A 21632-nucleotide genomic window follows, 5' to 3' on the forward strand; every position below is an offset into this window, starting at 1 on the left:
CGCAGCCGAGTCAGCCGCGGTGGCTGACGCCCCATTGGCCGGTCCAGGTGTCACCGGGCTCGAGCACGACGAGCGCCTCACCGGTGGCGAAGGCACCGGCCGGACAGCTCATCGGCTCGACGGCGACGCCGGTGCGGCGCGCCCGGCCGGCGGGCAGTGAGTCACCGGTGAAAACCTGTGTGTAGCCGAAGTGTTCGGCTTCCGCCCACAGCGTCGTACTGCGTTCGCCGCTGCTCAGCGTGACGCGCCAGCGACCGTCATCATCGGCGACCAGCCCGGTGAACGCCGTGTCGATCACGGTCTCCCCGATCGGTCGCGATGCGCGGAAGTCATAGTCGGACCCCTCCACCGGTGCGGTGCCGGTGGGCAGCAACCGGTCGTCGACCGTGAGGTGGTCGGTCGCCGGAAGGGTGAGGGTCAGCTCGTCCACCGTCTCCTCGCCGACGGTCAGATAAGGATGCGCTCCGAAGCCGAACGGTGCCCGCGTCGACCCGACGTTCGTGGCGCTCGGCGTCACCGTCAGCCCGTCATCGCCCAGCTCGTACCGCACCCTCAGATCGAGTATGGCGTCCCATCCGGCGCTGGGCATCAGCCGAAATCCAACAGTCAGAGTCGAATCCGTCTGCTCCACCAGCGACCACTGCTCCCAGCGAACCAGCCCGTGGGAGGCGTTGCAGCGCGCGGGCTCGGTCAGCGGCAACTGCTGCGTCGCCCCGTCGAACGTGTAGCGACCGTCGGCGATGCGGTTGGGCCACGGCATCAACAGCTGACCGCGTCCCGCGTCGGCCTTCGCATCGGCGGGGTAGCCGAACAGGACCGGCCGCTCTCCGGCGTCATACGACCGGATGCCGCCGCCGACGCCGACAACGGTGAGGCGTTGGTCGCCGTGGGTGATCGCCCACTGCTCCCCTGACGGTGAAATCCCTTGTGTCTCAGTCATCGGCGAGGATCTTACGCGCTTCCTCACGCATCTCGACCTTGCGGATCTTGCCGGTCACCGTCATCGGGAATGCCTCGGTGACGTGCACGTAGCGCGGGATCTTGTAGCGCGCCAGTCGCCCGTCGCAGAACTCCTGTATGGCGCCGGCATCCAGCGGTGCCTCACCGGAGCGCATGACGATCCAGGCCATCAGCTCCTCGCCGTACTTCTCGTCCGGCACTCCGATGACCTGCACGTCGGCAATCTTCGGATGCGTGTAGAGGAACTCCTCGACCTCGCGGGGGTAGATGTTCTCGCCGCCGCGGATGACCACGTCCTTGATGCGGCCGACGACGTTGACGTAGCCGTCCTCGTCCATCGTGGCCAGGTCACCGGTGTGCATCCAGCGAGCGCTGTCAATCGCCTCCGCGGTCTTCTCCGGCTGCTCCCAGTAGCCGAGCATCACGCTGTAGCCACGCGTGCACAGCTCTCCGGTGCCGCCCCGCGGAACCGTCAAACCCGTTGCGGGGTCGACGATCTTGACCTCCAGGTGCGGCATCACCCGACCGGTCGTCTCGGTGCGTCGCTCGAGGGTGTCGTCGGTGCGCGTCATCGTCGAAACCGGCGAGGTCTCGGTCATGCCGTAACAGATCGCGACCTCGCTCATGTTCATCTCCGCGAGCACCCGCTTCATGACCTCGACCGGGCAGGGCGACCCGGCCATGATGCCGGTGCGCAGGGAGGAGAGATCGAAATGCTGCTCGCCCTGGTCGATCAGCGCGAGCTCGGCGATGAACATCGTGGGGACGCCATACAGGGACGTGCAGCGTTCGGCTTCAACGGCTTTCAGGGTGGCCGCCGCCTCGAAGGACGGCGCCGGGATCACCATGCACGCACCGTGCGAGGTGGCTGCCAGGTTGCCCATCACCATCCCGAAGCAGTGGTAGAAGGGCACCGGCAGGCAGATCCGGTCCTCCTCGGTGTAGTCGATGAGCTCGCCGACGAAGTAGCCGTTGTTGAGGATGTTGTGGTGCGAGAGCGTCGCGCCCTTCGGGAATCCTGTTGTGCCAGAGGTGTATTGCAGGTTGATCGGATTGTCGGCCGACAGCCCGTCCGACCGCCGGGCGAGCTCGTCGGCGGTGACGCGAGCCGCACCGGCGACCAGGTCGTCCCAGCTCGCGTCGCCGATGTAGACGACCTGCTGCAGGTCGCGACATTCCTCCCGCACCTGCTCGACCATCGACCGGTAGTCGGACGTCTTGTGGCTGACGGCACTCACGATCATCCGCATGCCGGACTGCTTGATGACGAAGGCCAGCTCGTGAGAGCGGTATGCCGGGTTGACGCACACCATGACCGCGCCGATGCGCGCGGTGGCGTATTGGGTGAGCGTCCACTCCGGGCAGTTCGGCGACCAGATGCCGACCCGGTCGCCCTTGTCGATGCCGGCCGCCATCAGCCCGCGTGCCACCTCGTCGACTGCGGCGTCGAATTCGGCATACGTCCAGCGACGCCCGCTGGGCATGTCGACCACGGCGTCCCGGTCGGCGAAGCGCTCGGCCGTCCGGCGCAGGTTGTCACCGATCGTGTCACCGAGCAGCGGCGCCTCGGAGATCCCGCTGGCGTATGACGGGTGACTGGCGACGGACATCGGAGAACCTCCTGCAGCGCGGGCGACGTGTGTCGCCCCTCACATTAGGTCAGCGACCTCCGTGATGGCATCGCTCTCTCCAGAGCCTGCGCCAATCGTTGCGGTCGGCGGGTGCCGATGACGTAGACACCGATGTCCCGGGCGGTGCGTCGGGCGTCCTCGACACCGGCACCCATCATCACCACTGCCGGCATCGCCGCCGGGACACGCGCCGGGTCGACCCGCACGACCAGGACGTCGCGCACGCCCGGGCCGGTGAAGTTTCCCCAGTTGCCGACCCGCTTGTCTGCCGGCGGCACGGCGAGGTCACCGTCGGCGAACGGCGAGCGCGGGATGCTCTTCGAGGCGTCGGAGCGCGAACACACCGTCCACGCGATCACCTCTTCCAGTGGCAACTGTTGGCGTTTCCAACCGCGTCCGATGCGCGGCACAGCGCGCGCTCCGATCCATAAGGTTCCGCCCTCGAGCCGGATGCCGTAGGGAAGGAAGATCAAAGACCCGACGAAAAGGATCACCGGGACGACGAGCAGCACCGCGATCACACCGACCAGCCAGGCGGGCGAGACCGTGATGCCCCAGATCAACACGGCGAACAGGCCGAGACAGCCCACGACGAGCCGCCACGGGAACTCACTGCACGCCTCCCGGTAGGTGACACTGCGATCGATCGGCGTGCTCACCCAACTGGGCGCGCGACTCGGGGCGGCGTCGCCCGGCGGCTCTGGCGCGACCGGGTATGGCGCGACCGGGTATGGCGCCACGCCGGATCCCGGATCGAAGCGCTGCGCGGCCGCCCGGTTGATCTCGCCCACGAATCAGGCGCGTTCCGCGGAGCTCGGCGTGCGCGCCATCGTCAACCCGGCCGTTCCGACTGCCGCACAGAACATCCCGCCGGTGAGTCCGCCGCCCAGCCCGGACAGGTCTCCACCGACTGCCTGCGCGATCACCGCGACGATGATGATGGCTGCGATCCCCAGGAAGACGACGGCCATCGTCATACCGCCGGCCTTGCGCGCCCTCGAATTGGTCGGAGGCCGCACGCCCGACGGGTCGGTCTGCTTCTGTTCGGCCCACTCGGGCCGGCCGCGGCGCACGAACGCCCTGACGCACAGGAAGGTCCACTAGGTCAGCAGGGCGACAACGACACCGACGAGGATCATCCCGAGTGTCCTGCCCTCGGTGTCCTTGGTGTCCAGTGCGCCCTCGACCAGGACGAGGACGACGAACAGGTCCAGGACGCCGAACGCGAGCGCCAGCGGCACGAACGGCCAACGCCGCCTTCGGACAACCTCCGGTGTCGTCACTCCGCTCCCCCTTCGTCGGCGGCATTTTGCCTGCCCTTCCTGAGTACGCGCACCGGCCGCGGCGAGCGTCCGCCGTCCGGCGTGCCCGCGGCGGTTGAAGCGCCGCATATCCTTGCTCAGTGCCGAAATCCGCCCGCAGTTTCGCCGACGACCTGCGTGCGCGCAGCGACGAGCAACTGCGCGTGCTGTTGGCCGCACGCCCCGACCTGACCCGCCCGGCGCCGGGCGACCTCACGTCCCTCGCCGCGCGCGCCGCGACCAGGGGCAGCGTGCAGCGCGCCCTCGACGTCCTGTCCGCCGATGAGCTGCGCGTGCTCGAGGCAGTGCTCGTCGGTGGCGCCGACGCAGCGCCCCAGCTGCTGTCGACCACCAAGCGCGCGGTCCAGGCGGCCGGCCGTGTGCTGTGGGATCGTGCCCTGCTGTGGCGCAGTCCCGAGGGCTATCGACCGGCACGCGCGGTGTCGGAGATCCTGAGCACTCCCGCCCGTCTCGGCCCTCCCGCCCGCGAGCTCGGTGCACCCGATCGCAGCGCGGACGCCGTTGTGTCATACGAGAACCTCAGCGGGGCAGCGCGATCCGCGATCGACCGACTGCTCTGGCGCCATCCGCGCGCAAGCTTCACCGGCTCGTCGGCGACCGGGGTCCTCGACGAGCTGATCGCCGCCGGCCTGATCGTCCACACCGAGGACGGCGGCGTGATCCCCCGCGAGGTGGGTCTCGCGCTACGCGGCGGGCGCCTGTATGCCGACGGCATCACCCCGCCGGCGCAGCCGACGCAGCGGCTGGTCGCCCGGGACGTCGACGCGGACGCGGCCGGTGCCGCCCTCGACATCCTCTGGCGGGTCGATGCTCTGGTGCGGTTGTGGGACCAGTCGCCGCCGCGGGTGCTGCGCTCGGGCGGCCTCAGCGTGCGCGACCATCGCGCCGCGGCGAGCGCTCTCGATGCCGACCTCGAGCTCGCCGCCTTCGTCATCGAGCTCGCGTATACCGCCCGGCTCATCGCCAATGACGGTGACTTCGAACCGAGCTGGCTGCCCACGACGGCGTATGACGACTGGGTCGACACGGACACGGCGTCCCGTTGGGCGACGATCGCGACGGCCTGGCTGGACAGTTCACGGGCGCCTTCGCTTGCCGGGACGTCCACCGAGCAAGGCACCATCAACGTGCTGAGCACCGAAGTGGCGTGGCCGATGATGCGGTCGCGCCGACGTGACGTCCTGGACATACTGGCGACCGTAGACCAATCCGTTTCGGTACCAACGGAATACATCGAGTCGATGCTGCACTGGCAGCGTCCGATGCGGCTGCCGGCCGGTGCGCCGACTCGTGCGGACGAGGTGCTGCGGGAGGCGGCCTGGCTCGGGGTGACCGGCCGCGGTGTGCTGTCGGCGCCCGGTCGCGCACTCCTTGCCGGGGACGGCGGCGCGGCGACGGCAATGGCAGCGGCACTGCCTGCGCCGGTCGACCACTTGTTGCTCCAGGCCGATCTCACCGCGGTTGCGCCGGGTCCGTTGACCGAAGAACTGAACTCCTTGATGCAGGCTGCCGCAGATGTCGAATCTCGCGGTGGCGCAACGGTTTACCGGTTCACCGACCGGAGCATCCGGCGGGCACTGGACACCGGCCGGTCGGCCTCCGAGCTGATCGAGCAACTGACGGTCGCCAGTCCGACCCCGGTGCCGCAACCGCTGGACTACCTCATCTCCGACGTGGCACGTCGCCACGGCCAGACCCGCGTCGGCACGGCAAGTTGCTACCTGCGCAATGACGACACCGCGATGCTCGACGCCATGGCGGGTGACCGCAACCTGTCGGCGCTGCAATTGCGGAAGATCGCGCCCACGGTGGTCATCTCCCCCGCCCATCCGACGACGGTGCTGGAAATGCTGCGACAGCACGGGTATTCACCGGTCGCCGAAGGACAGGACGGACACGTCGTTCATGTCGGCAGCGATCACACCCGGGCTCCGGCACCGCGCGTCAGCGAGCCGCCACGACTGGATGCGGTCACCGACGAGGTCGTCGAGCAGGTGATCGCGCACGTCCGGCGCGGTGAGCAGGAATCGGCGGGCCGGGCCGCACAGAGCGCCGGGCCGCGCATCCCCTCGACCGATCCGACCGTGACGCTCGCGATGTTGCAGGACGCGGCGTCCGAGCAAGCGGCCGTGTGGATCGGCTACACCGACACCGACGGTGCACTGCACCGGACGTTGTTCCGGCCGCACCGCGCCGACGGCGGCCGGGTCACCGGCATGGTGGGCGACGGCTCGCAGTCCCGCACCTTCTCGATCCACCGGATCACCGGCGTCGCACCGGCCTAGGGTCCTTGAGGAGCGAACGGGCGATCCTTGAGGAGCCTGCAAGGCACGAGCAGGCTCCTGAAAAGGTCGTCTTGCGGGTCTCGATACACCTCCCCCGCTGCGCTCCTCCGGCACCTTTCGAGACGCCGCTCGTACCTCACGGCTCCTCAAGGCAACGCTCGACCAGCCTCACCCGCAACGCTCGACCGGCTTTTGACTCAGATGTCGTAGCCGGCCTCGCGCGCGACGTCGAGAACGGGCCGCCCGGTCTCCCACAGCGCCTCGAAGGCGAAGGTCAGCGATGCAGCGAGGTCGGGGTGCTCGACCAGCACGTTCGTGGCGGTCAGTCCGCCGGCCACGGGGTCGGTCAACGAGAAGAGTGCATGCGTCCCGTTGACCAGACACAGCTTCATCGGCACTCGATCCACGACACGGCCCTGCTCACCCGCAGCCGCGAATTCCTTCAGCGTCTCGACCGATTCGACCGAGTCGAGCACTTCCTTCTCATAGCAACACCGCACGTCGCCTCCGGAGTCGGCGATCCGCCGGGTCGCGTCGAGACCGGGTTCGTTGTTGTCGACGACATACGGCTTGCGGGTGAAGAGCAACATCGAGTCGGTGGCTCGGCGCTGCAACTCCAGGAACCGGGAGCCGAGGCTGGCCGGGTCACGCAAGAACTCCACGAACGCCAGCGGGGTCTGCTCCTGCTGGCCGTCGTCCCACAGACCGGAGAGCTGCTCGGACACGTCGTCCGCGTGCAGCGCGAGGTCGCTGAACTGCTGCCGGTGCTCGGCGACCAGGCCGGAGATCGCGACCCGCGGGTCGGTGGCCGCGAACGATGCGACGTCGCCGCTCACCGGACGGGCCAACCCGCGCTGCACCAAGCCGTCAACGACGTCGTAGATCCGCTGTCGCGGGATCCGCGCGCTGCGCGCCAGCTCCACCGCGGTCGTCGCATTCCGTTGCACGAGAACGGCATACGCCTTCGCTTCGTATGACGTCAGCCCCAGGTCGCGCAGGACACGGCAGATGTCGGCAAGGTCGGGAGACATTGAGACTCACGCTCCGTCGGTGTTGCGAGTCGCAAGCTCCCTGCAACGCCCACGCATCGCGAGTCTCCTGTGTTTGTTCTGAATCAACGTCATTGCAACCATCATCCGGTCACGCGCAGCTTTGACCAAACGCTTGCCATCTCTTGACCCATCGCTGGTCGTTCACGCGAGTAAGTTCGCCGGTTGCCACCACTACTCAGTGGTGACATTGGGAATGTTACGTGAAAGGACACCTGATGTCGTCAACCAAGCTGCGGCGCTCACGGCGGAAAGCCGCCGGCATCGCACTTTTCGGGGTTGTCGCTGCGCTCCCCCTCGCCATGACCGGCGGTACGGCGTACGCGCACCCCGACCACAGCTCTGCCCACCAGGCACACAAGACGACGGCGCTGGCACCGTCGACGTCGACCGCCACCGGCACACCGATCAAGGCAGCGGTCAAGGTGGAACACAGCTGTTCGCAACATGTTTCGAAGGGTTTGGCCACCTGCTTCGCACTCAAGCAGACGAACCCCGTCGAGCCGAACCACATCGTCCCGCGCGCGGTCACGCCGAACGCGACGCCGTCCGGTTACGGGCCGAGTGACATCCAGTCGGCATACAGCCTGCCGGCGAATGCAGGCGCCGGCACGACCGTCGCGATCGTCGATGCGTATGACGACCCGAGCGCCGAGTCCGACCTCGCGGCATACCGTCAGCAGTACGGGCTCCCGGCCTGCACGTCCGCCAACGGGTGCTTCACCAAGATGGGCCAGAGCGGATCGACCTCGAGCCTGCCGACGCCGGACTCCGGCTGGGCCGGCGAGATCTCACTCGATCTCGACGCAGTCAGCGCGGCCTGCCCGGCGTGCAAGATCCTGCTGGTCGAGGCGACCTCCGCGAGCATGGACGACCTCGGCGCCTCGGTGAACACCGCGGTGGCCAAGGGCGCGAAGTACGTCTCGAACAGCTACGGCGGCAGCGAGGACTCCAGCGTCACCAGCGCCGACACGTCCTACTTCAAGCACTCGGGCGTCTTCATCTCGGCCAGCACCGGCGACAGCGACTACGGTGCGTCCTACCCGGCGACGTCGGCATACGTCACCGCGGTCGGCGGCACCTCGCTCAGCCGCAGCAGCGGCACGAGCCGGGGCTGGACCGAATCCGTATGGAAGACAAGCTCTTCCGAAGGCACCGGATCCGGTTGCTCGGCATACATCAGCAAGCCGACCTTCCAGAGCGGCGTGAGCACCGGGTGCAGCAAGCGCGCCGAGGCGGACGTGTCGATGGACGCCGACCCGGCCACCGGCCTCGCGGTCTACCAGACCTACGGCGGCAACGGCTGGAGCGTGTATGGCGGCACCAGCCTCGCCTCCCCGCTGCTCGCGGCCACTGCCGCCTTGGGCAACGCGGCGAACAACTCGACCTACGGAAACGACCTGTCCTACTCGCACACCGCCAACTTCAATGACGTGACCAGCGGCAACAACGGCAGCTGCGGCACTGTGCTGTGCAACGCGGGAACCGGCTGGGACGGACCGACCGGGAACGGCACCCCGAACGGCGTGGCCGGCTTCGGTGGTGGCACCACCTCCGGCGTCACTGTCACCAACCCGGGTAGCAAGAGCAGCGCCGTGAACAACGCTGTCTCGCTTCAGCTTTCGGCCAGCGGTGGCACTGCGCCATACACCTGGAGCGCGAGCGGCCTGCCGACCGGTCTGTCGGTCAGCAGCACCGGCCTGGTCTCGGGCACGCCGACGACGGCCGGCAGCTACTCGGTCACCGCGACCGCCAAGGACGCTGCGGGCAAGACCGGCTCGACGACCTTCGCGTGGACGATCACCAGCGGCTCGGGCGGGTCCTGCACCGCGCAACTGGTGAGCAACCCCGGGTTCGAGTCGGGCACCACCGGCTGGACCCAGAGCAACAGCCAGATCATCGGCCAGTGGGGCGCCGACGAGCCGACGCACGCCGGTTCGTATGACGCCTGGTTCGACGGTTACGGCCAGTCGCACACCGACACGCTGTCGCAGAGCATCACGATCCCGTCCGGTTGCACGGCGAGCCTGTCGTTCTACCTGCACATCGACACCGACGAGTCCGGCTCCACGGCATACGACAAATTCGCCGTGAAGGCCGGCTCGACCACGCTGGCGACATACTCCAACGCCAACGCGGCCGGCGGTTACACCAAGCGCACGGTCAACCTGTCGGCATACGCCGGCCAGACCGTGAAGCTCACCTTCACCGGCACCGAGGACTCGTCCCTGCAGACGTCCTTCGTGCTGGATGACGTCACGACGACGCTTTCCTGAAACGTGTCGTCCTGACAGGTGATGGTTGAGGAGGGTTGGGCGCCGGCGAAGAAATGAGCCGTCTCCCAACCCGTCCCGAAACCCCGGCGCCTTCCCCCCACCCGTGCCGGATCACCCAGAGCCGGCCCGGCCAGCGATTCGCTGGCCGGGCCGGTTTCTCGTCGTTCGGTGGTGGTGAGGACCTTTCGAGAAGACCCGACGCGCTTAGGCTGCTGACCATGACCCGGGGGCTGACCGGTCGCCGCAGAGAGAGCTGGCGCAGAGCAATCGCCTGGATCTTCCTGTCACTGTGCGGATTCGGCGCAGTCGGCGTCACCCTCTGGCTCGGCTTCGTGACCGCGTGAAGACCCATTGGGTCGCTGCGCGTTCAGTGCACCGACTCGGCCGAGTGCGGACCAGGTCGAACTGACCTGGTCCGCGAATCTATTCACCAACACGTTGCGCTGCACGTGGAGCTCCGTGGACGGCACGGAGTCGACCGCGGTGACGATCAGCGCGTACTGAGTCACGGGCACGCTGTGCTGCCCCAATGCCGTTCGGCAGGCCGCTCTCGAAGGCAGTCAAAGATACGCCGGAATCGCAATTGTGTTCGGCTCAACACTGTACGTCGCGTGCCAGTCCTGATATCCTGTAGACACGTGAAAACGCAAGCAGGGAAAGGAGATTCGGCCGTGAACCTCGATTCGACAACGCCGATCTCTGGGCCTGCCGATGATGCGCTGGATGCGATGAAACACGGGCTGCGGAGCCGGGGCGTGGGCCGGAGTTGCTCGCTGGACTGGAGGCTGCCGTCGGCCTGCTGGACGAGGTCCCCGGCGCCGTGCACCAGCTCGGAGGGGACCAGGAGGACGAGCTGGTGACCGTGCTCCTGCGGCTCGTGGGCAGGGCTGCACAAATCACGGTCGTGGTCACCGCCGACGCAGCGGATCGTGGCGCGGTGGCCGAGTCGAATGCGGTGAACACGAGCCAATGGCTGAGCGCTCACGTGGCCGCCGGAGCTCCGGTGGAACCGAAGTCCGTGCGAACAATGGCCACGGTGGCTGATGCATGCCGGGCACGGAAGAACCAGGTCATCGCTGCAGCATTACGTGACGGGACCTGTTCGGTGGAGTCCGCCACAACAGCGCTCACCCAAGCGGACAAGGTGCAGCCCGTCATACCGACTGCAGACCGCGACGAAGTGCTCTCGTGGTTCCTGCAGGTCGATCCGGCGTTGGGTGCCGCCGGACTCACTCAGCTGACACGGCGAATCATCGCGCGCTTCGCGCCGGACGAACTGTCCACGGATGACGAGAAGCTCGAGTGCACCGAGTCATTGACCTGGGCCACCACGCCGACCGGCATGACCAGACTGGTGGCAGAGCTCGCCCCGGCGAACGCGGCAATCCTGCAGGACGCGATCACCGCGAAGTCGGCGCCACGACCGGCGAAACCCACTGAAGATGTTGGCGAGCCGGTCCGAGACGAACGCTCCCCGGCAAACGACGGGTCGACGCGCTCATGGACCTGGTCGGCGCCGGCGCCAGAGTCGCCGACGGTGACGGGGTCCAAGCCGGCGCAGCCACCGTCCTGCTCACCATGGGCTTACAGGAACTCCTGGCCGGTCATGGCGCGACCACAACGACCGGAGACGTGCTTGATGCGGGTGCCGCCCGCAGGCTCGCGTGCACCGCCGACCTCATCCCCGTCGTCCTCGGCGGACCCAGCCAACCACTCGATGTCGGCAGGCGAGAACGATTAGCTACCAAAGCAATCCGCGCCGCAGCCATCCTCCGCGACGGCGGCTGCTCCTTCCCCGGATGTGACCGACCACCAGGCTTCTGCGAAGTCCACCACATCAGCCCCTGGTGGGCCGGCGGCGAAACATCCCTCATCAACTCGGCACTGCTCTGCGGACGACACCACCAGATCGTCCACCGACAGGGCTACACGGCACTGGTCCGCGCCGACGGCGTGCACTGGGACCTGACCCCGGGCCGCATGCATGGGCACCAGACGGCAGCCGCCTGAGTTCACGCCTGCAACCGACGACTCCACGTCTCACGGGCGATTTCGTAGAGCACCTCACCCTGGTCGGTGTCGGGCAATGGGTCGTCGAATTCGACGAAATACGTTCTGACGAAACACATTCCGAGCTTCTCCATGACGGCACGCGATCCGGCGTTCACTGCCATGGTGTCCGCAACAACCCTCTGGACGCCGACGGTCTCGAACGCGTGCCGCAACAACTCGGCGGACGCCTCACTCGCGTAGCCCTGTCGCCAGTGCTTGCGCATGATCCGATAGCCCAATGCGGCGTCCTTCGGATCGCACTCGCGACCGTCGGCGTGATCCGGCGGCAGCATCATCAGGCCGATGAATTCGGCTGGCACGGAATCATTCTCGCCGTCGGGAAGGAATGCCATCCAGTAACCGAGCCCCTCGACCTGCTGCCCGAGGCCGATGCGCTCCGCGTGCGACGCAACTACTTCGTCCCGCGACCGCGCCCGGCCCCAGAGGTAACGCAATACCTCGGCGTCGGAGTCGAGCTCGACCTCGAGCTCCAGGTGCTCGTCGGCCAGCGGCAGCATCAGCAGTCGCTCGGTTCGCAACACGGGTTGGCTCATGGCTTGTCCTCACGGAAGGTGACATTCACGCGGTGTCGAGGTGCCCTTTCGAGACGCTCGTTCCTCGCTCCTCAAGGAGCTTCGGTGGAGTGCCCTTTCGAGACGCTCGTTCCTCGCTCCTCAAGGAGCTTGGGTGGAGTGCCCCTTTCGAGACGCTCGTTCCTCGCCCCTCAAGGAGCTTGGGTCGGAGTGCCCTTTCGAGACGCTCGCGGGTGCGGTCTCGATACACCTCCTCCGCTGCGCTCCCCCGGCACTTGACCCGCTTTCAAACCGACGCACGCTCGTGCCTCGCGTGCTCCTCAAGGGGCTCGGCTCAGAAGATGCGGACCTGCTCGTCCTCGGGCAGGTACATGCCGTCGTCGGCAGTAACGCCGAACGCCCCGAAGAACTCGTGCAGGTTGCGGGCGACGTTGGCGCGGGCATCGGCCGGCGAGTGCGGGTCGATCGTGAGCAGCCGCTTCGCCTCCGCCTCACGTGCCTTGCCGCACCAGACCTGAGCCCAGCCGAGGAAGAACCGCTGCTCAGGGGTGTACCCGTCGAGTTCGGGCGATTCCTGGGACTCCTGCGCGATCTGCAGCGCGTGGTAACCGATGGTCAGTCCGCCCAGGTCGCCGATGTTCTCGCCGATCGTCAGCGCACCGTTGATCTTGTTGCCCGGCGCATCGCGCCCCTCGAGATTGTTGAACTGCTCGATCAGCTTCTGCGACAACGCATCGAAACGCTCCCGGTCCTCGTCGGTCCACCAGTCGACGAGGTTGCCGTCGCCGTCATACCGCGACCCCTGGTCGTCGAAGCCGTGCCCGATCTCGTGGCCGATGACGCCACCGATGCCGCCGTAGTTGACGGCGTCCTCGGCGTCGACGTCGAAGAACGGCGGCTGCAGGATGGCGGCCGGGAAGACGATCTCGTTCATCACCGGCATGTAGTAGGCGTTGACCGTCTGCGGAGTCATGAACCACTCCTTGGCGTCCACCTCGTCGCCGACGCGTCGCAACATCCGGTCGATCTCCCACGCGGTGCCCGCGGCAACGTTGCCGATCAGATCATCGGCGCGAATCTCGATGGCGGAGTAGTCCTTCCACTCCTCCGGGTAGCCGATCTTCGGCGTGAACTTCGCGAGCTTCTCCAACGCCTTCGCCCGCGTCGTCTCACTCATCCAGGACAACGTCTCGAAGTCACGCCGGTAGGCCTCGACGAGGTTGGCGACCAGCTTCTCCATGCGCGCCTTCGCGGGCGGCGGGAAGTGCCGCTCGACATACAGCTGGCCAGCGGCCTCACCGATCAGCGACTCGACGAGCGCGACACCGCGCTTCCAGCGCTCCCGGTTCTCGGGTATGCCGGACAACGTCCGCCCGGCGAAGTCGAACCGCTCGTCGACCATCGCCTCATGCAGGTATGGCGCCCGGTCCGACACCAGCCGCCAGGTCAGCCACGACTTCCAGGCGTCGAGCGACTCACTGCTCAGCGCTTCGGCGAATCCCGTGAGGAATGAAGGCTGTTCGACGTTGACCGGGTCGAGGATCCGTGCCTCGCCGCCCACACCGTCGAGCCAGGCGTCCCAGTCGAGACCCGGAGTCAGCGCTTCCAGCTCGGCCCGGGTGACCTTGTTGTAGGTCTTCACCGCATCGCGCGCGGCGACTCGATCCCAGTGCGCCTTCGCGATGCGCGTCTCGAGCGCCATGATCGTCTCGGCCTGATCGGCATCCAGCCCGGCGAGCCCGAGCAGCCGGCCGATGTGCGCGACATACTGCTCGCGCACCTCCGCGTGCGCGTCCTCGCGGTAGTAGGACTCGTCCGGCAGGCCGATGCCGGCCTGCATGACATACAGGATGTTGTGCGCCGAATCCTTAGCATCCGCAATGGAATAGAAGCCGATGAAGGTGTCCACACCGCGGCGGCTCAGCTGCCCGCACGCGCGCACGAGCTCGGATGTCGAGCTGACCTTGTCGATGATCGCGAGGTCCTCGGCGAGTGCACTCGCACCGGCCTTCTCGATGCGGTCGGTGTCCATGAACGACGCGAAGAGGTCGCCCACCTGTCGACGAGGGGTGCCGGGCTCGGAGGCGGACTCCGCTGCCTCCTCGATCAGCTCGTGCACGGCCGCCTCGGCGGCCTCGCGCAGCCGATCGAACGTGCCGTAGCGGCCACGGTCGGAGGGGATCTCGGTCTTCTCGATCCACGTGCCGTTGACGTGACCGAACAGGTCGTCCTGCGGCCGGACCGACAGGTCGAAGTTCTCCGTGCTGAGACCAGACTTCATGCGTGCACTCCTCATAGATTTCCCGCCCCCTGCGGATTTCGGTCTGTGGCCAACCTACGCGGCCGACCGCGGTATGTCGCCGGGTCTCCTCAACCCGCCAATGCCTTGACCACACTGGACGGTGACGGCCGGCCGAGCTGCTCCGCCATCCACACCGACGTCGCGACCAGTTTGTCCAGGTCCACCCCGGTCTCGATGCCCAGGCCTCGACACATCCAGACCAGATCCTCGGTCGCGAGGTTGCCGGTGGCCGACTTCGCGTAGGGGCAACCGCCCAGGCCACCGGTGGACGCGTCGACCACACGGATGCCGTGCCCGAGCGCGGTCACCGTGTTGGCCAGCGCCTGCCCGTAGGTGTCGTGGAAGTGCACGCCGATGCGGTCACTGCCGATGCCCTTGTCGTCCAACGCCGCCAGCAGTGCGGTCACGTGGCCGGCGGTCGCGACGCCGATGGTGTCGCCCAGACTCAGCTGGTCACACCCGAGGTCCATCAGCTTGCGGCATACATCGACGACCTGCCCGATCGGCACGGGACCCTCCCACGGGTCGCCGAAGCACATCGAGACATAGCCGCGCACCCAGAGTCCGGCGTCCTGCGCCCGTGACACGACCGGCGCGAACATCGCGAGTGACTCGTCGACCGAGCGGTTCAGGTTCTTGCGCGCGAACGTCTCGGTGGCCGATCCGAAAACGGCGACCGCCCCGACACCGGCCGCGAGCGCGTTTTCCAGGCCGCGTTCGTTGGGGACCAGCACCGGACGCTTCGCGCCCTTGCCGAGGTGGCCCAACCGCTCCATCAGCGCGGGCGCGTCGGCGAGCTGCGGGATCCAGGACGGCGGCACGAACGACGTCAGCTCGACCGTCTCGAGCCCGGCGTCGATGATCCGCTCGATGAACTGCGCCTTCACCTCGGTCGGCACGACGGTCTTCTCGTTCTGCAGACCGTCCCGCGCGCCGACCTCGTAGATCGTGATCGAGTCCGGCATCGAGGGCATCGACACAACTTGGGGCAGCTCCATGCGCCCATCGTCGCACTGTGTGATCCAGGGCACGTATGGCGGTCGTTCGTCGCACCGGAGCGACCGCTCGGCTCAGCGGCCCGACCACTGACCGAACCTGAACCGACCTTGACCCCGCCCGACCGAGCCACGGCGAAGAGTGGCCCGACCTGCACCACCGATCTCGATGCGTAAGGAGCCAGACCGTGACTGAAGACATTGATCGCATCTCCCGAGGACGAACGCTCAACCGCCGAGGATTCCTGACCCGAGCCGGCGGCATCGCCGCCGCCGTCGCCGTGGGTGCCGTGTCCGGGGAGACACTCTTCGGCAGTGACCAGACGGCGTCGGCAGCCTCGCTGCGGGGCAGCCTGAAGGTCGACACGACCGCCGGCGACGACCCACTGGCACTGCTGCAGAAGATGATCAGCTTCGACACCCAGAACTTCGGCGAGGGCGGCAAGACCAGGCCGTACGCCGAGATGATCAAGGGGCTGTGGGACGCAGCCGGAGTGTCGTCGGAGATCATCCCGACACCGCAGCCGGACAACGTCCATCTGCTGGCCCGGATCAAGGGCACCACGTCCGCAGCGCCGGTCCTGCTGCTCGGCCACTCCGACGTCGTACCGGTGGAGAAGGAGCACTGGTCGGTCGACCCGTTCGCCGGCACGGTCAAGGACGGCCAGATCTGGGGTCGCGGCGCCTTGGACATGAAGGGTATGAACTCGGCGACGATCAGTGGGCTGCTCCGGCACCTGGGCGAGGGCGGCAAGTTCGAGCGCGACATCATCGTGCTCACCGACTGCGACGAGGAAGCCGGCAACTACGGCTCCTCGTGGCTGGCGCAGAACCACTGGGACAAGCTCGACTGCGGCATGGTCCTCACCGAGGGCGGCTGGTTCATCGCCCAGTCCGACAAGACGACGCCGATGCTGATCACCGTCACCCGCCAGGACAAGGTCTACTTCAACCTCGACCTGTATGCCGACGGCACCGCCACCCACTCGTCCAAGCCGATGCCGGACTCCGCGATCGTGGGCCTGTCCCGCGCCGTCGCCGAGCTCGGGGAGTATGACGCGCCGGTCCACCTGACCGACGTGACCCGCGAGTACTTCGGAGCGCTGGCCGATGCCACGAAGGACCGGCGGTGGGAGCGCGCCATACGGATGATGTTGCGGGCGCACAACCAGCACCAACTGGAACGCACCGCGGCCCTGGTCGTGAAGGGATCGGACTATCCCTACCTGCACCAGGCTCTGCTGCACACCACGGCGGCATACGTCATCGAGGACTCGGGCTACAAGGAGAACGTCATCCCGTCGGAGGCGCATGTGCGCGTCAACTGTCGCGGCATCCCCGGCGGCGAGAAACCGCGCGACTTCCTGGCGACAGTGCGGCAGAAGATGAAGCACCGCGGGATCACGGTGAAGCTGGCAGCACCCGATGGAGTGTCGGAGGCGGACTACCTGGATCAGCTCGACAAGACCTGGGCCACGCCGGCCGCGGACATCGATACGCCTCTCTACCAAGCGATTTCGAAGGCGTCGAAGCAGACGTACCCGGGTGCGGTCTTCGCGCCGGCGTTGTTCGAGGCAGGCACGAGTCTCGGGCCGTGGCGCGAGCACGACATCCCCGGGTACGGCGTCTACCCCTACGTCATCGACAACGATCAGCTCGTCGCCATGCACGGCAACGACGAGCGGATCTACGTCGATGCGCTGAAGAAGGGCACGGACTTCATGTATCGCGTCTTCAACCAGTTCCGCGCCTGAACCGCTCGGCGCCATACCTGCGAACAGGCCATAGGCTCGCCGCATGTCTGATGCACCCGACGGACGCGGCACCCTGACCTGGCACCCCGCAACGGACCACCTCGACCTGCTCGGCGCCCCGGTTGCCGCGCAGGTCGAGGCGGTCCCCGGTCTCGAGGTCGCCGAGATCGACGCGGACCTTGCCGACACCGCAGCGTTCTGTGAGCGCTACCGCTCGGCACCGGAGCTCTCCGCAAACTGCGTGGTGGTCGCCGGCCGCCGCGGTGAGATCACCCGGTATGCCGCCGTCGTCATCCTGGCGACCACTCGGGCCGACGTGAACAAGGCGGTCCGCAAGTTCCTCGACGTACGCAAGTGCTCGTTCGCGCCGATGGACGACGCCGTCCGCCTCAGTGGCATGGAGTATGGCGGGATCACCCCGATCGGTCTGCCCACCGATTGGCCGGTGCTGATCGACGAGCGGGTCGCGAATGCGCCGGCCGAGGTGGTCATCGGATCCGGATTGCGTCGCAGCAAATGCCTTGTGCCGCCGATCCAACTGGCAGACCTCCCGACCTCCGAGGTGGGCAGCTTCGCCGGCTGACCGGTCGGTACGGAAGAACCAGCCGGTCCCTGTCGTTACGGTTAGTCGGCTACTTCTTGAAGGGACACCCGCGTGACCGACGGACCACTGATCGTCCAGAGCGACAAGACCGTGCTGCTGGAGGTCGACCACCCCCTCGCGACGGAGGCACGTCGCGCGATCGCACCGTTCGCGGAGCTGGAGCGCGCCCCCGAGCACATGCACACGTATCGCGTGACGCCGCTCGGCCTGTGGAACGCGCGCGCCGCAGGCCATGACGCCGAGCAGGTCGTCGATGCGCTGATCCGCTACAGCCGCTACCCGGTGCCCAATCCGCTGCTGATCGACATCGCCGAGACGATGGACCGTTATGGCCGGCTGCTGTTGCGCAAGGACGACGAGGGCCGGCTGATCCTCACCACCACGGACACGGCGGTGCTCGCAGAAGTGTTGCGGCACAAGAAGATTGCGCCCATGGTCGGCGAGCGCATCGACGACTCGAGCGTGCTGGTGCACCCGTCGGAGCGCGGCGCCATCAAGCAGCAGCTGATCAAGGTCGGCTGGCCGGCCGAGGACGACGCCGGCTATGTCGACGGCGAGGCGCACGCGATCTCGCTGAAGGAGGACGGCTGGTCGCTGCGGCCGTACCAGCAGCAGGCTGTCGACGGCTTCTGGCACGGTGGCTCCGGGGTCGTCGTACTCCCCTGTGGCGCCGGCAAGACACTCGTCGGCGCGGGAGCGATGGCCGAGGCCAAGGCCACCACGCTCATCCTGGTGACCAACACGGTCTCCGCCCGCCAGTGGCGGGACGAGTTGCTCGCACGCACCAGCCTCACCGAGGACGAGATCGGCGAATACTCCGGCGCCCGCAAGGAGATCCGACCGGTCACCATCGCGACCTACCAGGTGCTCACTCACAAGCGTAAGGGCGTCTTCCCGCACCTCGAGCTGCTCGACGCCCGCGACTGGGGCCTCATCCTGTATGACGAGGTCCACCTGCTCCCCGCACCGATCTTCCGGATGACCGCCGATCTGCAGGCACGTCGGCGACTCGGACTGACCGCGACGCTCGTACGCGAGGACGGTCGCGAGTCCGACGTCTTCTCGCTGATCGGCCCCAAGCGGTATGACGCACCGTGGAAGGACATCGAGACGCAGGGCTACATCGCGCCCGCCGATTGTGTCGAGGTGCGGGTGACACTCTCCGACAGCGACCGCATGGCCTATGCGACGACCGAGACCGAGGACCGCTATCGCTTCGCCTCGTGCGCACCGGTGAAGGAGTCCGTCGTCGAGGAGCTCGTCCGGCAGCACGACGGTCAGCCGACGCTGATCATCGGCCAGTACCTCGACCAGCTGGAGTCACTCGCCGATCGGCTCGGGGCGGACCTGATCACCGGTGAGACGCGAGTTGCGCAGCGGCAGAAGCTGTTTCAGCAGTTCCGGGACGGTGAGATCAACAAGCTCGTGGTCAGCAAGGTCGCGAACTTCTCGATCGACCTGCCCGAGGCGAGCGTCGCGATCCAGGTGTCGGGCACGTTCGGTTCCCGCCAGGAGGAGGCCCAGCGACTCGGCCGGGTGCTGCGGCCCAAGGGCGACGGCCGGACCGCGCACTTCTACACCGTCGTCACTCGCGACACCGTCGACGCGGAGTTCGCCGCGCACCGGCAGCGCTTTCTCGCCGAGCAGGGTTACGCCTACCGGATCGTCGACGCGGACGACATACCCGCCGCCGGCTGACCGGACCCGAACCTCGACCGTCGAAGGTTGGGCACGCCCCTCGGCCGACTCAGTCGCGCAAGAACGCCAGCACGGCCAGCACCCGCCGGTGCCCGGCCGTGTCGTCCGGCGACAACTGCAACTTCGCGAAGATCCGCTGGGTGTGCTTCTCGACGGCGCCCGAGGTGACGACCAGGCGGGCGGCGATGGCGGCGTTCGACATACCCTGCGCCATCAGCGAGAGGACCTCACGCTCGCGAGGTGTCAATGACACCAACGGATCCCGGCGCCGGGTCATCAGTTGGGCGACAACCTGCGGATCCAGCACCGTGCCCCCGCCGGCAACGGACTCCACCGCGGCGAGGAACTCGTCGATGTCACCCACGCGGTCCTTGAGCAGGTAGCCGATGGAGCCGATGCCCGCGGCGAGCAACTCGTCGGCATACGCCTCGACGACATACTGCGACAGCACCAGGATCGGAGCGTCCGCCCACTCCTGCCGGATCCGCACCGCAGCACGCAGCCCCTCGTCGGTGCCGCTCGGCGGCATCCGCACATCGGTGATGACCAGGTCGGGCCGCTCCCGCAGCGCGGCTTCGACGAGTGCTGTTCCGTCACCGACGCCGGCCACCACCTGGTGTCCGGCGTCGCCGAGGATGAGCTGCACTCCTTCTCGTAGCAGCGTCGAGTCGTCGGCCACCACGATCCGCATGCCGATCAGATTAGAGGAAACACCGCCAGCACCGTCGTCGGTCCTCCCACCGGGGAGTCGACGGTGAACGTGCCACCGACAGACCGCACGCGGTTCTGCAGGCCTACCAGGCCGCTCCCCTTCGACAGGTGCGCGCCGCCGTGGCCGTCATCCGTCACCGAGACAGTGAGTTCAAAACCGTTGACCTGCAACGAAACCAGACCGCTGCGGGCTGCGCTGTGCTTGGCCGTGTTGGTCAGCGCCTCCGAGACGACGAAGTATGCCGCCTGCTCCAGATGTGGCGGCAGGATCGCCTCCCCCAGGTCTGCCTCGACCGTCACCGGGATCGTCGCGCGCCCGGCGGCCTCGCGCACCGCGGCGACCAGGCCGCGGTCGGACAGCACCGGCGGCGCGATGCCCTTGGACAGCGCCCGCAGTTCGTCCAGCGTCTCCTGGGTCGAGGCGATCGCCGCCCGCAGCCCGAGTATGGCGTGCGAGTCGTCGCCGACCTGGCGCTCCATCCGGGCCAGATCCATCTTGAGCCGGACCAACCGCTGCTGCGGCCCGTCGTGGATGTCCCGCTCCAGCCGGGACAGCTGCGCCGACTCCGCCACTCGCGCCGCGTCACGCGACTGGGTGAGTTCGGCGATCTTCGCCTCCTGCTGCGCCCGGTTGAGCAACGCGCTGGAGACCAGGCCCTGGCCACGCGCCATACCGATCATCACCAGCGGAAGGGTCGCGAGGAAGAGCAGGCCGACCGTCACATTGGCGATCGCGGCGACCCCGAAGGAGTGCAGTCCGACCAGATCCGCCAGGTCCTGGTTGTCGCCCCGGCCGTGGAAGATCCAGCCGTATGCCGGCCAGGTCGTCCCGGCGATCGCGATGGACCACCATGCGATCGTGATCGTCCACGTGATCATCGACAGCACCCAGGCGACCTGCGTCCACACGATCTCCAGCCAGACGCTCGGGCTGGTGAGCACCCGGCTGACGTATTCGCTCAGCGACTCGTCACGGGTCTTGGCGAACCGGCGCATCGCGGGCCGCGGAGAAGCCGAAACCGGTTCGAAACCGGCCAGATTGGATATCAGGCGGCGTTCGATGGCGGCCGACCCGGAGGCACACATGATGGCCAGCGGGATCGCGATGGGCGCGAGGATGACCGACAGCGCCGTGGACAGCAGCGTGATGTTGATCAGGAAGATCGTCAGGTGGAACGGCGACGCGAGCAATAGGTAGACCGTGCTGGACAGCGTGCGGCGCACCAGCCCCGGCCGACGGTCCTCGACCGGGCCTGTTCCTGACTGCATGCCGCTGCTCATCACCTGTGAATATGCCATGCCTCAACGCTAGGAATCGCCGGCCAGGATGCCGATCCCGTCACCCGGCCAAAGGTATGTCGGGCTAGCCTCACCAAGCGGGTCGAGCGTCGTCCTGAGTAGCCGCGAGGTACGAGTGGCGTATCGAAGGGTAGGGCGAGCCCCCAAGGGCGAGCCCGTAT

The 21632-nt window shown here is 67.5% G+C and carries 18 protein-coding genes and 1 pseudogene; 8 read left to right on the plus strand and 11 right to left on the minus strand.

Annotated elements, in window-relative coordinates:
• Nucleotides 1–10: 10 nt before the first annotated feature.
• The 5 genes from ACZ50J_RS18825 to ACZ50J_RS18845 all read right to left on the minus strand — a co-directional run bounded on the left by ACZ50J_RS18825 (nt 11) and on the right by ACZ50J_RS18845 (nt 3874).
• Complete coding sequence (locus tag ACZ50J_RS18825) at nt 11–940, minus strand: aldose 1-epimerase family protein (RefSeq protein WP_464298686.1); 930 nt, start codon at nt 938–940, stop codon at nt 11–13.
• Complete coding sequence (locus tag ACZ50J_RS18830) at nt 933–2570, minus strand: AMP-binding protein (protein ID WP_464298687.1); 1638 nt, start codon at nt 2568–2570, stop codon at nt 933–935. Before ACZ50J_RS18830 ends, ACZ50J_RS18825 begins: the two co-directional genes overlap by 8 nt.
• Before the next feature lie 44 nt (nt 2571–2614).
• Nucleotides 2615–3382 (minus strand): hypothetical protein, encoded by a 768-nt coding sequence (locus tag ACZ50J_RS18835; RefSeq protein WP_464298688.1) that lies wholly within the window; start codon nt 3380–3382, stop codon nt 2615–2617.
• A 3-nt stretch (nt 3383–3385) separates the two neighbouring features.
• A complete protein-coding gene (locus ACZ50J_RS18840; protein WP_464298689.1) occupies nt 3386–3568 on the minus strand; it encodes a hypothetical protein in 183 nt (60 codons plus the stop codon).
• A 123-nt stretch (nt 3569–3691) separates the two neighbouring features.
• On the minus strand, nt 3692–3874 hold the full coding sequence (locus tag ACZ50J_RS18845) for a hypothetical protein (protein ID WP_464298690.1): 183 nt from the start codon (nt 3872–3874) through the stop codon (nt 3692–3694).
• 119 nt (nt 3875–3993) lie between these two features.
• On the opposite strand from ACZ50J_RS18845, the gene ACZ50J_RS18850 reads away from it, so the two are divergent.
• Nucleotides 3994–6198, plus strand: a complete 2205-nt coding sequence (locus ACZ50J_RS18850; protein ID WP_464298691.1) for a helicase-associated domain-containing protein — start codon at nt 3994–3996, stop codon at nt 6196–6198.
• A 197-nt stretch (nt 6199–6395) separates the two neighbouring features.
• On the opposite strand, the gene ACZ50J_RS18855 is transcribed toward ACZ50J_RS18850, so the two are convergent.
• On the minus strand, nt 6396–7229 hold the full coding sequence (locus ACZ50J_RS18855) for a TrmB family transcriptional regulator (RefSeq protein ID WP_464298692.1): 834 nt from the start codon (nt 7227–7229) through the stop codon (nt 6396–6398).
• 236 nt (nt 7230–7465) lie between these two features.
• Between ACZ50J_RS18855 and ACZ50J_RS18860 the strand changes: the two genes are divergently transcribed.
• The 4 genes and pseudogenes from ACZ50J_RS18860 to ACZ50J_RS18875 all read left to right on the plus strand — a co-directional run bounded on the left by ACZ50J_RS18860 (nt 7466) and on the right by ACZ50J_RS18875 (nt 11533).
• A complete protein-coding gene (locus tag ACZ50J_RS18860; protein ID WP_464298693.1) occupies nt 7466–9523 on the plus strand; it encodes a putative Ig domain-containing protein in 2058 nt (685 codons plus the stop codon).
• Between the two features lie 218 nt (nt 9524–9741).
• Nucleotides 9742–9867 carry a hypothetical protein gene (locus ACZ50J_RS18865; protein ID WP_464298694.1) on the plus strand — a complete coding sequence of 42 codons (126 nt, stop codon included), beginning with the start codon at nt 9742–9744 and terminating at the stop codon, nt 9865–9867.
• A gap of 593 nt (nt 9868–10460) precedes the next feature.
• Nucleotides 10461–11242 (plus strand): annotated as a pseudogene (locus ACZ50J_RS18870) (DUF222 domain-containing protein); the annotation flags it as partial.
• Nucleotides 11243–11290: 48 nt separating this feature from the next.
• Complete coding sequence (locus ACZ50J_RS18875) at nt 11291–11533, plus strand: HNH endonuclease signature motif containing protein (protein ID WP_464301372.1); 243 nt, start codon at nt 11291–11293, stop codon at nt 11531–11533.
• Nucleotides 11534–11535: 2 nt separating this feature from the next.
• On the opposite strand, the gene ACZ50J_RS18880 is transcribed toward ACZ50J_RS18875, so the two are convergent.
• The 3 genes from ACZ50J_RS18880 to ACZ50J_RS18890 form a co-directional block, all read right to left on the minus strand.
• Nucleotides 11536–12129, minus strand: coding sequence for a GNAT family N-acetyltransferase (locus tag ACZ50J_RS18880; RefSeq protein WP_464298695.1), 594 nt, complete (start codon nt 12127–12129; stop codon nt 11536–11538).
• Between the two features lie 313 nt (nt 12130–12442).
• Nucleotides 12443–14389 (minus strand): M13 family metallopeptidase, encoded by a 1947-nt coding sequence (locus tag ACZ50J_RS18885; protein WP_464298696.1) that lies wholly within the window; start codon nt 14387–14389, stop codon nt 12443–12445.
• Nucleotides 14390–14478: 89 nt separating this feature from the next.
• The gene (locus ACZ50J_RS18890; protein WP_464298697.1) at nt 14479–15408 is read right to left on the minus strand and encodes a hydroxymethylglutaryl-CoA lyase; all 930 of its coding nucleotides are present in this window, start codon (nt 15406–15408) and stop codon (nt 14479–14481) included.
• Nucleotides 15409–15593: 185 nt separating this feature from the next.
• Between ACZ50J_RS18890 and ACZ50J_RS18895 the strand changes: the two genes are divergently transcribed.
• From ACZ50J_RS18895 to ACZ50J_RS18905, 3 genes are all read left to right on the plus strand, one after another.
• Nucleotides 15594–17159, plus strand: a complete 1566-nt coding sequence (locus tag ACZ50J_RS18895) for a M20/M25/M40 family metallo-hydrolase (RefSeq protein WP_464298698.1) — start codon at nt 15594–15596, stop codon at nt 17157–17159.
• Between the two features lie 43 nt (nt 17160–17202).
• On the plus strand, nt 17203–17742 hold the full coding sequence (locus tag ACZ50J_RS18900) for a YbaK/EbsC family protein (RefSeq protein WP_464298699.1): 540 nt from the start codon (nt 17203–17205) through the stop codon (nt 17740–17742).
• Nucleotides 17743–17814: 72 nt separating this feature from the next.
• The gene (locus ACZ50J_RS18905; protein ID WP_464298700.1) at nt 17815–19461 is read left to right on the plus strand and encodes a DNA repair helicase XPB; all 1647 of its coding nucleotides are present in this window, start codon (nt 17815–17817) and stop codon (nt 19459–19461) included.
• A gap of 49 nt (nt 19462–19510) precedes the next feature.
• Here the strand turns inward: ACZ50J_RS18905 and ACZ50J_RS18910 are convergent, their stop codons facing one another.
• Both ACZ50J_RS18910 and ACZ50J_RS18915 read right to left on the minus strand, forming a co-directional pair.
• Nucleotides 19511–20152 (minus strand): response regulator, encoded by a 642-nt coding sequence (locus ACZ50J_RS18910; RefSeq protein ID WP_464298701.1) that lies wholly within the window; start codon nt 20150–20152, stop codon nt 19511–19513.
• A gap of 5 nt (nt 20153–20157) precedes the next feature.
• Nucleotides 20158–21471, minus strand: coding sequence for a sensor histidine kinase (locus ACZ50J_RS18915; RefSeq protein WP_464298702.1), 1314 nt, complete (start codon nt 21469–21471; stop codon nt 20158–20160).
• Between the last annotated feature and the right edge of the window lie 161 nt (nt 21472–21632).

The sequence above is a fragment of the Flexivirga sp. G2 genome (assembly GCF_055397625.1).

Coding starts and splice junctions, on each gene's coding strand:
- ACZ50J_RS18825 (WP_464298686.1), bottom strand. CDS start 940: ATGACTGAGACACAAGGGATTTCACCGTCAGGGGAGCAGTGGGCGATC.
- ACZ50J_RS18890 (WP_464298697.1), bottom strand. CDS start 15,408: ATGGAGCTGCCCCAAGTTGTGTCGATGCCCTCGATGCCGGACTCGATC.
- ACZ50J_RS18860 (WP_464298693.1), top strand. CDS start 7,466: ATGTCGTCAACCAAGCTGCGGCGCTCACGGCGGAAAGCCGCCGGCATC.
- ACZ50J_RS18900 (WP_464298699.1), top strand. CDS start 17,203: ATGTCTGATGCACCCGACGGACGCGGCACCCTGACCTGGCACCCCGCA.
- ACZ50J_RS18880 (WP_464298695.1), bottom strand. CDS start 12,129: ATGAGCCAACCCGTGTTGCGAACCGAGCGACTGCTGATGCTGCCGCTG.
- ACZ50J_RS18830 (WP_464298687.1), bottom strand. CDS start 2,570: ATGTCCGTCGCCAGTCACCCGTCATACGCCAGCGGGATCTCCGAGGCG.
- ACZ50J_RS18910 (WP_464298701.1), bottom strand. CDS start 20,152: ATGCGGATCGTGGTGGCCGACGACTCGACGCTGCTACGAGAAGGAGTG.
- ACZ50J_RS18915 (WP_464298702.1), bottom strand. CDS start 21,471: ATGGCATATTCACAGGTGATGAGCAGCGGCATGCAGTCAGGAACAGGC.
- ACZ50J_RS18855 (WP_464298692.1), bottom strand. CDS start 7,229: ATGTCTCCCGACCTTGCCGACATCTGCCGTGTCCTGCGCGACCTGGGG.
- ACZ50J_RS18885 (WP_464298696.1), bottom strand. CDS start 14,389: ATGAAGTCTGGTCTCAGCACGGAGAACTTCGACCTGTCGGTCCGGCCG.
- ACZ50J_RS18840 (WP_464298689.1), bottom strand. CDS start 3,568: ATGACGATGGCCGTCGTCTTCCTGGGGATCGCAGCCATCATCATCGTC.
- ACZ50J_RS18865 (WP_464298694.1), top strand. CDS start 9,742: ATGACCCGGGGGCTGACCGGTCGCCGCAGAGAGAGCTGGCGCAGAGCA.